We start from the raw sequence: 11,821 nt of genomic DNA, 5'->3' as shown, positions 1-11,821 counted from the left end.
ATGACATTGATGAAGCCCCACCTGATCAAACTGCTCGGCCTGACCGGCATCGCCGCCGCCCTGCTGACCGTCAGCGACGCCGCCAGTGCCGCCACCGCCACGGCGCCAACCTTCAGCGCCGAGCCGTGCTGCAACCTGTGCCCCGAAGCCCATGACGCAAAGAATTACACCACGCGTTACCAGCAGAACTTCACCACCCTGGTGCAAGCCCAGGGCGACTGGTTGTTCCGTACCCAGGAGGATCTGCGCACCGAGTTCAACACCACGCCCGCCGGCTACCGCCGCCTCAAGCAACTGCACGAGGCGTTCAAGAGCAAGGGCGTGGAACTGGTGGTGGTCTATCAGCCAACCCGTGGTCTGGTGAATCGCAACAAGCTCAACCCGCAGGAAAAAGCCGCGTTCGACTACGACAAGGCGTTGAAGAATTACCAGGGCATGCTCGGGCGTTTCGCCGAGATGGGATACGTGGTGCCGGACCTCTCGCCATTGACCAACGAGTCGCTGCCCGAGACCCTGCCCGCCCACGATTTCTACTTCCGTGGTGATCAGCACTGGACCCCGTACGGCGCCCAACGCACGGCAAAAATCGTTGCCGAGAAAGTCCGCCAGCTGCCGCAATTCGCCGACATCCCCAAGCGTGAGTTCGAGACCAAAAAATCCGGACGCATGGGCAAGACCGGCACCCTGCACAACATGGCCGGGCAACTCTGCGGCACCAGCTATGCGATTCAGTACATGGACCAGTTCACCACCGAACCCAAGGGCGAAGCCTCCGACGGCGACCTGTTCGGCGATTCCGGCAACCCGCAGATCACCCTGGTCGGCACCAGCCACAGCGGCAAGAACTACAACTTCGCCGGCTTTCTCGAAGAGGCGATTGGCGCCGACATTCTCAACGTCGCTTTCCCCGGCGGTGGCTTCGAAGGTTCGATGCTGCAGTACCTGGGCAGTGAAGACTTCCAGAAGAGCCCGCCGAAAATACTCATCTGGGAATTCTCGCCGCTGTACCGCCTCGACCAGGAAACCATCTACCGGCAAATGATGGCGCTGCTCGACAACGGCTGCGAAGGCAAGGACGCGCTGATGAGCAGCAGTTCGACGCTCAAGCCGGGCAAGAACGAGTTGATGGTCAACAGCCGCAACATGGACCTGCGCAACAGCAGTCATCAGATCGATATCCGCTTCGCCGACCCGTCGGTGAAAACCCTGCAAGCCACCCTCTGGTACATGAACGGGCGCCACGAGGACATCAAGATCGACAAACCGGAAACCTCCGACACCGACGGTCGTTTCGCCTTTGAGTTGCGCACCGACGAAGACTGGGCCTCGCAGAACCTGCTGGCGGTCGAAGTCCAGGGTCCCGAAGCCGGCGCCGCGCCACAGAAAGTCGAAGCGAAAATCTGCAAACGCAACGTATTCCCGGGCGCCGGTCCACGTACCGCCCAGCTCGGGCAATGAGGTCTGCCATGCACACTGCACAACGCAAAAAGCTCTGGGTACCAGCCCTGCTCAGCCTGGCGATGTTCGCCGGCGCCACCCAGGCCGCCGCACCACTGCGTCCGCCCCAGGGTTACTTTGCCCCGGTGGAAAAATTCAAGACTGGCGACAGCAGTGAAGGCTGCGACGCGGTGCCGACGCCGTACACCGGTGCCCTGCAATTTCGCAGCAAATACGAAGGCTCCGACAAGGCCCGTTCGACCCTGAATGTGCAATCGGAAAAAGCCTTCCGCGACACCACCGCCGACATCACTAAAATCGAGCGCGGCACCAGCAAGCGGGTCATGCAGTTCATGCGCGACGGTCGCCCGCAGCAACTGGAATGCACGCTGAACTGGCTGACCGCCTGGGCCCAGGCCGATGCGCTGATGTCCAGGGACTTCAACCACACCGGCAAGTCAATGCGCAAATGGGCGCTGGGCAGCATGGCTTCGGCCTACATCCGCCTGAAGTTCTCCGACTCCCATCCGCTGGCGAATCACCCGCAGCAAGCGCAGCAGATCGAAGCCTGGTTCAGCAAAATGGCCGATCAGGTGGTCAGCGACTGGAACGACCTGCCGCTGGAGAAAACCAACAACCACTCGTACTGGGCTGCCTGGTCGGTGATGGCCACCTCGGTCGCGACCAACCGCCGCGACCTGTTCGACTGGGCCGTGAAGGAGTTCAAGGTCGGCGCCAACCAGGTCGACGCCCAGGGCTACCTTCCCAATGAACTCAAGCGCGAGCAACGGGCGCTGGCCTATCACAACTACGCCCTGCCACCCCTGGCGATGATCGCCAGCTTCGCCCAGGTCAACGGTGTCGACCTGCGTCAGGAAAACAACAGCGCGCTCAAGCGCCTGGGTGAGCGGGTGCTGGCCGGGGTCAAGGACCCGGACGAGTTCGAGCAGAAAAACGGCAAGGAGCAGGACATGACCGACCTCAAGGTCGACTCCAAATTCGCCTGGCTCGAACCCTACTGCTCGCTCTACAGCTGCTCGGCGGATGTGCTGGAGAAAAAGCACGACATGCAGCCGTTCAAGTCCTTTCGCCTGGGTGGGGATCTGACCAAGGTCTATGACCCGAGGAATGAAAAAGGCTCATGAACAACACACCCCCTGTAGGAGCGAGCCTGCTCGCGATGAGGGTCTGACATTCACCATTGATGTCGACTGATACACCGTCATCGCGAGCAGGCTCGCTCCTACAAGGGTGAATGCGTTACCCCTCCATTTCACTGGGGGGGTTGGGGGGGCCGTTGGCCCTTGACTGTTGATGTACACAAGGAGAAACCGGGATGGTGTTTTCATCCAACGTGTTCCTGTTTTTGTTCTTGCCGATCTTTCTCGGCCTGTACTACCTGAGCGGGCAACGCTATCGCAACTTGCTGCTGCTGATTGCCAGCTACGTGTTCTATGCCTGGTGGCGCGTGGACTTTCTCGCGTTGTTCGCTGCCGTCACGCTGTGGAACTACTGGATCGGCCTGAAAGTCGGTGCCGCCGGGGTCAGGACCAAACCGGCTCAGCGCTGGTTGCTGCTCGGCGTCGCCGTCGACCTGTGCATCCTCGGTTATTTCAAGTACGCCAATTTCGGCGTCGACAGCATCAACGCGATGATGACCTCAGTGGGCCTGGAACCTTTCATCCTGACCCACGTGCTGCTGCCGATCGGGATCTCGTTCTACATCTTCGAGTCCATCAGCTACATCATCGACGTCTACCGCGGCGACACCCCAGCCACCCGCAACCTGATCGACTTCGCCGCGTTCGTAGCGATCTTCCCGCACCTGATCGCCGGCCCGGTGCTGCGTTTTCGTGACCTGGCCGACCAGTTCAATCACCGCACCCATACCCTCGACAAGTTTTCCGAAGGCTGCACGCGGTTCATGCAGGGTTTCATCAAGAAGGTGTTCATCGCCGACACCCTGGCGGTGGTCGCCGACCATTGCTTCGCCCTGCAGAACCCGACCACCGGCGACGCCTGGCTCGGCGCCCTGGCCTACACCGCGCAGCTGTACTTCGACTTCTCCGGCTACAGCGACATGGCCATCGGCCTGGGCCTGATGATGGGTTTCCGCTTCATGGAAAACTTCAAGCAACCCTACATCAGCCAGTCGATCACCGAGTTCTGGCGACGCTGGCACATCAGCCTGTCGACCTGGCTGCGCGACTATCTGTACATCACCCTGGGCGGCAACCGCAAAGGCACCCTGACCACCTACCGCAACCTGTTCCTGACCATGCTGCTCGGTGGCCTGTGGCACGGCGCCAACATCACTTACATCGTCTGGGGCGCCTGGCACGGCATGTGGCTGGCGATTGAAAAAGCCATCGGCCTCAACACCTCGCCACGCAGTTTCAACCCGATCCGCTGGGCACTGACTTTCCTGCTGGTGGTGATGGGCTGGGTGATCTTCCGCGCGGAAAACCTGCACGTCGCCGCCCGCATGTACGGCGCCATGTTCAGCTTCAGCGACTGGTCGCTCTCGGAGCTCAACCGCGCCAGCCTCACCGGTCTGCAAGTGGCAACCCTGGTGGTGGCCTACACAACCCTGGCGTTCTTCGGCCTGCGCGACTTCTACCGCAACCGTCCGCCGACCAAGGACAGCGCCGCACCCAGCCAAGCGGTCGACGGCGGTGCCCTGAGCCTGGCCGGTGGCGCCGTGGTGGATTGGCCGCGCTACGCCATGCGCGCGCTGGTGCTGCTGCTGTTCATCGCTTCGATCCTGAAACTTTCGGCGCAAAGCTTCTCGCCGTTCCTTTACTTCCAGTTCTGAGGGATCTGACCATGACCCGCTCATTACGCGTGTTCTACATCGCCCTGTTCCTGGTGACCCTGATGGTCCTGGGCCTGTGGTCGGTACGCAGCTTCTTCGGCTTCAGCACCAACAACGAGGCGACCGTGCTCAACGGCCGCTGGTCCAAGGCCGTGGAAACCCACTACGACGATGAATTCCCAATCAAGCGCCTGGGCACCAACCTGTGGGCGGCGCTGGATTTCAAGCTGTTCAACGAGGGGCGTCCGGGCGTGGTGCTCGGTCGCGATCAATGGCTATACAGCGATGAAGAGTTCAACCCGATCGTCAACGAAGAGCTGAACCTGCAAGGCAACTACGCGCTGGTCGAAGGCGTACGCCAGACTCTCAAGGCCCGTGGCGTCGAACTGGTGATGGCAATCGTCCCGGCCAAGGTGCGCCTGTATCCGGAGCATCTGGCCGAGGTTAAGCCGGCGAGCATCCATGCCGACCTGTACCAGGATTTCCACCAGCGCGTGGCCGCCGAGCGGATCCCCGCGCCTGACCTGCTGGGCCCCTTGCAACAGGCCAAGAATGCCGGGCAGCAAGTGTTCCTGCGCACCGATACTCACTGGACCCCGGAAGGCGCGCAGATCGCCGCCGAGCAACTGGCGCGGACCATTGCCGAGAAAACCCCGCTGAGCGGCCAACCTCAGCAATTCGTCACCCAGGCCAGCGAGAACGTCAGTCACAAGGGCGACCTGCGCCTGTTCCTGCCGCTGGATCCGCTGTTCGAAAACCTGATGCCGGCCACCGAACCGCTGCAAAAGCGCACCACCGTTGCTGCCGAGCAACCTGCTGAAGGTGAGGACGCGCTGTTCGCCAACAGCGAGGTGCCCGTCGCCCTGGTCGGTACCAGCTACAGCGCCAACCCAAACTGGAATTTCGTCGGCGCACTCAAGCAGGCACTGAACAGCGATGTGCTCAGTTACGCCGAGGACGGCCACGGGCCGATCCTGCCGATGCTCAGCTACCTGAAAAGCGATGACTTCAAGAACAGCCCGCCCCAGGTGCTGATCTGGGAGTTCCCCGAACGCTATCTGCCCGTCAACAACGAAATCGGCGACGCCGACCCGCAATGGGTCGCCGAACTCAAGCAAGCCGGTGCGCGCCAACAGAACGTTGCACTCAACATCCGTAAATCCGAGATGCCCGACCGGGCGCAAAACTGAAAGAGGTAACTCCCATGACTTGCACTTCCACTCCTCGTCGTCTCGCCAAGACCATCGCCCTCGTCGCTGGTATGAGCGCGCTGTCTCTGCAGGCCTTCGCCGGTGACGCCGCGCTCTACGGCCCGACCGCGCCGAAAGGCTCGAGCTTCGTGCGGATCTACAACGCCAGCAACGCCGAGGTCAGCGCCACCGTCGGCAGCACCGCCCTCAACGATGTTGCGCCGCTGGCCAGCAGCGACTTCAGCTTCATGCCCGGCGGCGACTACAGCGCCAAGGTTGGCAGCCAGAGCCTGCCGGTGAAACTCGCCGCCGACCACTATTACACCCTGGTCAACAACGCCAGCGGCCAGCCGCAACTGATCGAAGAACCGCCGTTCAAGAACAAGCAGAAATCCCTGGTGCGGGTACAGAACCTCAGCGACAAGGCGCTGACGTTGAAGACCGCCGACGGCAAGACCGAAGTGGTCAAGACCGTCGCCGCCAAAGGCCGTGGCGAACGCGAGATCAACCCGGTGAAAGTCAGCCTGGCGCTGTACGACGGTGCTACCAAAGTCGGCGACGTCAAACCCGTTGCCCTGGAGCGCGGTGAAGCGGCGGTGCTGTACGTCACGGGTAGCGGCAGCAGCCTGTCGCCGGTGTGGGTGAAACGTCCGGTTTCTACTCGCTAAGCCATTTTCCGAATTGATGCAGTTCCTTGTAGGAGCCGGCTGGCTGGCGATTGCGGTGTGTCATTGGGCATTGATGTGTCTGATACGCCGCCTTCGCTGCGATGCGGCGGCCCGACAAGCCCGCTCCTACAAGCGGCCCCGACTTAAAAATTTTGAAGGAGTTACACCATGATCCCAGTCATCCTCTCCGGCGGTAGCGGTTCACGTCTTTGGCCGCTTTCCCGCAAACAGTTCCCCAAGCAGTTCCTGGCCCTGACCGGCGAGCACACGCTGTTCCAGCAAACCCTCGAACGCCTGGTGTTCGACGGCATGGACAACCCGATCGTGGTCTGCAACCAGGACCACCGCTTCATCGTCAACGAGCAACTGAGCAGCCGCAAGCTGGAAACCCAGCGCATCCTGATGGAGCCGTTCGGCCGCAACACCGCACCGGCCGTGGCCCTGACCGCGATGATGCTGGTCAATGAAGGTCGCGACGAGCTGATGCTGGTGCTGCCGGCCGACCACGTGCTGGAAGACCAGAAGGCCCTGCAACGCGCCCTGGCCCTGGCCACAGTCGCCGCCGAGCGCGGCGAGATGGTGCTGTTCGGGGTGCCGGCGACCAAGCCGGAAACCGGCTACGGCTACATCAAGTCGACCAACGATGCGCTGCTGCCGGAAGGTATCAGCCGGGTCGCGCAATTCGTCGAAAAACCCGACGTCAAGCGCGCCACCGAGTTCGTCCGCACGGGCGGCTATTTCTGGAACAGTGGCATGTTCCTGTTCCGCGCCAGCCGCTTCCTCGAGGAGCTGAAAAAACACGATCCGGACATCTACGACACCTGCCTGCTGACCCTCGAACGCAGCGCCCAGGACGCCGACACCATCACCTTCGACGAAGCCACCTTCGCCTGCTGCCCGGACAACTCCATCGATTACGCCGTGATGGAAAAAACCCAGCGCGCCTGCGTGGTGCCGCTGACCGCCGGCTGGAGCGATGTCGGTTGTTGGTCGTCGCTGTGGGACGTGCATGAAAAAGACGTCAACGGCAACGTCAGTAAAGGTGACGTGGTGATCCAGGACAGCCGCAACTGCATGATCCACGGCAACGGCAAACTGGTGTCGGTGATCGGCCTGGAGAACATAGTCGTGGTCGAAACCAAAGACGCGATGATGATTGCCCACAAGGACAAGGTCCAGGGCGTCAAACAGATGGTCAACACCCTCAACGAACAGGGCCGCAGCGAGACTCAGAATCACTGCGAGGTTTATCGTCCGTGGGGCTCCTACGATTCGGTGGACATGGGCGGGCGTTTCCAGGTCAAGCACATCTCGGTCAAACCGGGGGCTTGCCTGTCGCTGCAAATGCACCACCACCGTGCCGAGCACTGGATCGTGGTCAGCGGCACGGCGGAGGTGACTTGTGATGAGAACGTGTTCCTGCTGACCGAGAACCAGTCGACCTACATTCCGATTGCCTCGGTGCATCGCTTGCGCAATCCGGGGAAGATTCCCCTGGAGATCATTGAGGTGCAGTCGGGGAGTTACCTGGGCGAGGATGATATTGAGCGGTTTGAGGATATCTATGGGCGCTCGACACCGCTGGAGCGTGGGGTGTCGGTAAAAACCATCGCGCAGTAACTGCCCGGCAAGAACAAGCCCCTGTCCAGCCGACTGCGTCCCCTATCCGCAGTGGGTTGGACAGGGGCTTTCCCACGGGGGCTCCTGAGGGCGACAACAAGACCTCCCCCATTCGCCAACCTCCCCTATGCTTCGGTAGGATGCTGATCTCTGTTCCCGAGGTTGTACGTCATGTTCATTGGCGTTTTGCTGATCATTACCTGGCTGGTTCTGTTACTGCGCTATCCGAGTAAAGCCTTGCCTGTGTCCCTGGCCGCCGCGCTGGGCCTGGGGCTGGTAGCCGCCTGGGTGGTGTGGCTGGATAACCGCGAGGTCAAGCAACTGGCGCGCCTTGAGTTGCGGATCAGTTATGCCCCCGAGCAGTGCCCGGCTGACCGGCCGCTGTTGCTGAAAATGAACAACGGCAACGACGTTCCGCTGACCGAGCTGCGTTGGCGCATCGCCGCCTATGCCCCGGGCGATACGGTCAACCTGGCCGACAATCAATACGCCGCGCCACGCTACCGTGGCCCTGGCGAACTGCAGGCCGGCGCCAACTGGCAGGATTGCCTGCCCATGCCACCCCTGCGCCCCGGCTACCGCCCGCAAACCCTGGAGTTTCGCGCCGAGCGATTGCAGGGTAGTTTCTCCGACTGACTTTCCTCTTCCCTGCACAAGGAATGCGCCATGCCCGTTGCGTTGATCACCGGTTGTTCCAGCGGCATTGGCCGCGCCCTGGCCGATGCCTTCAAACAGGCCGGCTACGAGGTCTGGGCCACGGCGCGCAAGGTTGAAGACGTGGCGTTCCTGGCGGCCGCCGGCTTCACCGCAGTGCAACTGGACGTCAACGACGGACCGGCACTCGAGCAGTTGAGTGAACGCCTCAACCAGCAGCACGGCGGCCTCGACCTGTTAATCAACAATGCCGGTTACGGCGCCATGGGGCCACTGCTCGATGGCGGCGTGGCGGCGATGCAGCGTCAATTCGAAACCAACGTGTTTTCCATCGTTGGCGTGACCCGCGCGCTATTCCCCGTGTTACGTCGCAGCAAGGGCCTGGTGGTGAATATCGGCAGCGTCTCCGGTGTGCTGGTCACGCCATTCGCCGGCGCCTATTGCGCTTCGAAGGCAGCGGTCCATGCACTGAGTGATGCACTGCGCATGGAGCTGGCGCCATTCGGCATCCGCGTGATGGAAGTGCAGCCCGGTGCGATTGCCTCAAGCTTTGCAAAGAACGCCGGCGCCGAGGCCGAGCAGTTGATCAGCGAGCAATCGCCGTGGTGGCCGCTACGCGAAGGCATTAGGGCACGGGCCAAGGCCTCCCAGGACAAGCCCACACCCGCCAGCGAATTTGCCGCCGACCTGCTCAAGGCTGCGCAGCAAGATCAGCCACCGCGCCTGCTGCGCCTGGGTAACGGCAGCCGCGCCCTTCCCCTGCTCGCCGCGCTGTTGCCCAAAGGCTTGCTGGAGTGGGTGCTGATGAAGCGCTTTGGTCTGCGCGGTTCGCTCTGAAATTCAATTCCACTCTTTCATGAAATCAATAAACGCCCGTACCTTCAGCGGTAGGTGGCGGGTGTCCGGGTACAGGGCATAGACACCTTGCCGGGCGAAGCGGTAACCGGGCAGCAGGCGTTGCAAGGTGCCGCTTTTCAGGTCATCGGCCACCAGCCATTCCGGGAGGATCGCCACGCCCTGACCAGACAACGCGAAGGCCCGCAGCGTGGCCGAGTTGTCGGCGATGATTGTGGTCTTGCCGGGCTGTGGCTGATAGACGTGTTCCGTGCCTTCCGGGTCCTCCACCGTCAACTCCGGCACCCGCCCGTGGCCCAGCGCCGGCAGTGCCTGCAACTGCTCCAGGGTCTGCACCGGCGGGTGTTGCGCCAGCAGCGCCGGTGCCGCGACCGCATGAATGTCGAACGTCGACAACTGCACGGCGCGCAGGTTGGAGTCGTACATGCGCCCCAGCCGCAGGGCGACGTCGAAGCGCTCGGAGATCAGGTCCGCGTGTGTCGATGAAGTCGACAGATGGATGTTCAATTGCGGGTGTTGCTCGCGGAACACCTGCAAGGCCGCCACCACCTGGGCCAGGGCAAATTCCAGGGTGGTGGTGATGCGTAGCGTGCCCTTGAGCTGGCTGTGCTCCGAGCGAGCATCCTCGATAGCCAGGCGCGCTTCGTCGAGGGTGCGCACGCAGCGCTGGTAAAACCGCTCGCCGGCATCGGTCAGGGCCAGTTGGCGGGTGCTGCGGGTCAACAGGGTGACGCCCAGCTCGGCCTCCAGGCGCTTGAGGTTGAAGCTGACCACCGCCCGGGTTTGCCCCAGCAGGTCGGCCGCTGCGGTCAGCGAACCAGCCTCGACCACGGCTTTAAAGGTATCGAATCGGTCCAGGCTGACCATCTCGGCGGCGCTCCTTGTCAAAATAATTTTGACAAACTAGCAGCCAATTCGCTGTTTTTCCAAACCTTTGCGCGCCCTACCCTGCACCGCTCATTGACCGGAAAATCGTCATGGCCTATCGCTGGAAAGTCGCGCTGGTGTACCTGCTGGGGTTCGCCCTGGACCTGCTGAACATGTTTGTCGCGAACATCGCCTACCCCGACATTGCCCATCAGTTGGGAGCCTCGGTGAGCCAACTGGCATGGATCGGCAACGCTTACATGCTCGGCCTGACCCTGGTCATTCCCCTGAGCGTGTGGCTGGCGGCCAAGGTTGGCGAGCGCTGCCTGATCCTGGCTTCACTGCTGGCGTTCGGTTGCGCTTCGCTGCTGGTCGCACAAGCCGCGTCGATTGAAGCCTTGATCGGCTGGCGACTGCTGCAAGGGCTCAGCGGCGGCCTGCTGATCCCCATCGGCCAGGCCCTGGCGTTCCGCCAATTCCCGGCGCAGCAGCGCGCTCAACTGACGACTTGGGTGATGTCGGTCGCGTTGTTGGTCCCGGCATTGTCACCGGCGTTGGGCGGGCTGATCGTACAAGCGCTGTCGTGGCGCTGGGTGTTTTACCTGAATCTGCCGTTTGTCCTGCTGGCCCTGCTGCTGGCGGCGCTTTGGTTGAAGACCGATAACGCGGTCGTCGAGCGTACGACACGCCCCTTGCTCGACCTGCAATTACTGCGCAATCCGGCATTGCGCCTGGCCATGTGGGTCTACCTGCTGATTCCCGGGGTGTTCATCGGCACCAGCCTGATCGCCGTGCTGTACCTGAATCAACGCGGCTGGGGGGTCGCGCAGATCGGCGCACTGATGCTGCCCTGGGCCATGGGTTCGGCACTGGCGATCATCGCCGGTAAACGCGCCTTCCAACACTACGGCCCCAAGCCGCTCCTGATACTCGGCGCGCTGCTGCAAAGCGTCGGGATTGGCTTGTTGATACTCATCGAGCAACCCCAGGGTGGCTTGCCGATCCTCGCTTATGGATTGATGGGCCTGGGGGGCAGCTTATGCAGCAGTTGCGCGCAAACCCTGGCGTTTCTCGACATCCGTGCCGAGCGCATGAACCACGCCAGCGCCCTGTGGAACATCAACCGCCAACTGAGCTTCGGCCTTGGCGCCGCAGTTCTCAGTGCGCTGCTCGATGCCCTGGGCCCGCAATCGCTGCACGCCTTCGAGCGCTGCTTCCAGATCGCCGCCCTGCTGACCCTGATCCCGCTCCTCGCCGTCTGGCGCTTCGATGCCACGCCGGTGAAGGCCCTAATCACTCCCCACCCCAAACTGGAGAAAAACCCATGAATGACTATTTCGCTGAAGTCAGCCACACCCTCGCCGACATCGAGCAATGGTTCGCCGGCACGGATGATCGCAAGGTGCTAACGCGTCTGCTCGCGCGATTCTCGCCGCAGTTCTCGATGATCACGCCCAATGGTGACGCGCTGGACTTTGCAGGCCTGCAAGCGTTGTTCGAAAAACTCGGCGGCGCCCGCCCTGGGTTGCGCATCGAGTTGAGCGAGTGGCATAGCATCGACCGGCATGCCGATGGCGCCAGCGTCAGCTACCGCGAACTGCAGTCGGATGCCAGCGGGGTGCTCAACGACAGGCGCGCCACTGCGGTTTTGGAACGACAGGCGTCAGGGGCGCTGGCGTGGCGGCATCTGCATGAGACGTTTTGCTGAATGCCCC

General features: G+C 62.1%; 11 protein-coding genes. 10 read left to right on the top strand and 1 reads right to left on the bottom strand.

The features are described 5' to 3' along the window. Positions 1–9: 9 nt before the first annotated feature. From NR126_RS08095 to NR126_RS08060, 8 genes are all read left to right on the top strand, one after another. Positions 10–1,458 carry an alginate O-acetyltransferase gene (locus tag NR126_RS08095; protein ID WP_105755111.1) on the top strand — a complete coding sequence of 483 codons (1,449 nt, stop codon included), beginning with the start codon at positions 10–12 and terminating at the stop codon, positions 1,456–1,458. Positions 1,459–1,466: 8 nt separating this feature from the next. Next, positions 1,467–2,582: a mannuronate-specific alginate lyase gene (locus NR126_RS08090; RefSeq protein ID WP_256829995.1), complete on the top strand. Its 1,116-nt coding sequence runs from the start codon at positions 1,467–1,469 to the stop codon at positions 2,580–2,582. A gap of 191 nt (positions 2,583–2,773) precedes the next feature. Further along, positions 2,774–4,252, top strand: coding sequence for an MBOAT family protein (locus NR126_RS08085; protein ID WP_256829994.1), 1,479 nt, complete (start codon positions 2,774–2,776; stop codon positions 4,250–4,252). An 11-nt stretch (positions 4,253–4,263) separates the two neighbouring features. Further along, positions 4,264–5,442, top strand: coding sequence for an alginate O-acetyltransferase (locus NR126_RS08080; RefSeq protein WP_256829993.1), 1,179 nt, complete (start codon positions 4,264–4,266; stop codon positions 5,440–5,442). A 14-nt stretch (positions 5,443–5,456) separates the two neighbouring features. Next, entirely contained in the window at positions 5,457–6,110 is a 654-nt protein-coding gene (locus tag NR126_RS08075; protein ID WP_105755107.1) for an alginate O-acetyltransferase AlgF, read from the top strand. A 168-nt stretch (positions 6,111–6,278) separates the two neighbouring features. After that, positions 6,279–7,730 (top strand): mannose-1-phosphate guanylyltransferase/mannose-6-phosphate isomerase, encoded by a 1,452-nt coding sequence (locus NR126_RS08070; RefSeq protein ID WP_027618611.1) that lies wholly within the window; start codon positions 6,279–6,281, stop codon positions 7,728–7,730. Positions 7,731–7,901: 171 nt separating this feature from the next. After that, positions 7,902–8,366, top strand: a complete 465-nt coding sequence (locus NR126_RS08065) for a multidrug transporter (protein WP_256829992.1) — start codon at positions 7,902–7,904, stop codon at positions 8,364–8,366. Positions 8,367–8,396: 30 nt separating this feature from the next. Continuing rightward, positions 8,397–9,221: an SDR family oxidoreductase gene (locus tag NR126_RS08060; protein ID WP_105755106.1), complete on the top strand. Its 825-nt coding sequence runs from the start codon at positions 8,397–8,399 to the stop codon at positions 9,219–9,221. A gap of 3 nt (positions 9,222–9,224) precedes the next feature. On the opposite strand, the gene NR126_RS08055 is transcribed toward NR126_RS08060, so the two are convergent. After that, positions 9,225–10,106, bottom strand: a complete 882-nt coding sequence (locus NR126_RS08055) for a LysR family transcriptional regulator (protein ID WP_105755105.1) — start codon at positions 10,104–10,106, stop codon at positions 9,225–9,227. A gap of 110 nt (positions 10,107–10,216) precedes the next feature. On the opposite strand from NR126_RS08055, the gene NR126_RS08050 reads away from it, so the two are divergent. Together NR126_RS08050 and NR126_RS08045 are read left to right on the top strand one after the other, a co-directional pair. Further along, complete coding sequence (locus NR126_RS08050) at positions 10,217–11,434, top strand: MFS transporter (protein ID WP_027618607.1); 1,218 nt, start codon at positions 10,217–10,219, stop codon at positions 11,432–11,434. Continuing rightward, the gene (locus NR126_RS08045) at positions 11,431–11,814 is read left to right on the top strand and encodes a DUF4440 domain-containing protein (RefSeq protein WP_256829991.1); all 384 of its coding nucleotides are present in this window, start codon (positions 11,431–11,433) and stop codon (positions 11,812–11,814) included. The genes NR126_RS08050 and NR126_RS08045 overlap by 4 nt, the downstream gene beginning before the upstream one ends. Positions 11,815–11,821 lie beyond the last annotated feature (7 nt).

It is taken from the genome of Pseudomonas sp. Pse1 (genome assembly GCF_024519635.1).
In the GTDB taxonomy this organism is placed as follows: domain Bacteria; phylum Pseudomonadota; class Gammaproteobacteria; order Pseudomonadales; family Pseudomonadaceae; genus Aquipseudomonas.
This window is presented reverse-complemented; position numbering and strand designations above follow the sequence as displayed.

Coding starts and splice junctions, on each gene's coding strand:
- NR126_RS08095 (WP_105755111.1), top strand. CDS start 10: ATGAAGCCCCACCTGATCAAACTGCTCGGCCTGACCGGCATCGCCGCC.
- NR126_RS08090 (WP_256829995.1), top strand. CDS start 1,467: ATGCACACTGCACAACGCAAAAAGCTCTGGGTACCAGCCCTGCTCAGC.
- NR126_RS08085 (WP_256829994.1), top strand. CDS start 2,774: ATGGTGTTTTCATCCAACGTGTTCCTGTTTTTGTTCTTGCCGATCTTT.
- NR126_RS08080 (WP_256829993.1), top strand. CDS start 4,264: ATGACCCGCTCATTACGCGTGTTCTACATCGCCCTGTTCCTGGTGACC.
- NR126_RS08075 (WP_105755107.1), top strand. CDS start 5,457: ATGACTTGCACTTCCACTCCTCGTCGTCTCGCCAAGACCATCGCCCTC.
- NR126_RS08070 (WP_027618611.1), top strand. CDS start 6,279: ATGATCCCAGTCATCCTCTCCGGCGGTAGCGGTTCACGTCTTTGGCCG.
- NR126_RS08065 (WP_256829992.1), top strand. CDS start 7,902: ATGTTCATTGGCGTTTTGCTGATCATTACCTGGCTGGTTCTGTTACTG.
- NR126_RS08060 (WP_105755106.1), top strand. CDS start 8,397: ATGCCCGTTGCGTTGATCACCGGTTGTTCCAGCGGCATTGGCCGCGCC.
- NR126_RS08055 (WP_105755105.1), bottom strand. CDS start 10,106: ATGGTCAGCCTGGACCGATTCGATACCTTTAAAGCCGTGGTCGAGGCT.
- NR126_RS08050 (WP_027618607.1), top strand. CDS start 10,217: ATGGCCTATCGCTGGAAAGTCGCGCTGGTGTACCTGCTGGGGTTCGCC.
- NR126_RS08045 (WP_256829991.1), top strand. CDS start 11,431: ATGAATGACTATTTCGCTGAAGTCAGCCACACCCTCGCCGACATCGAG.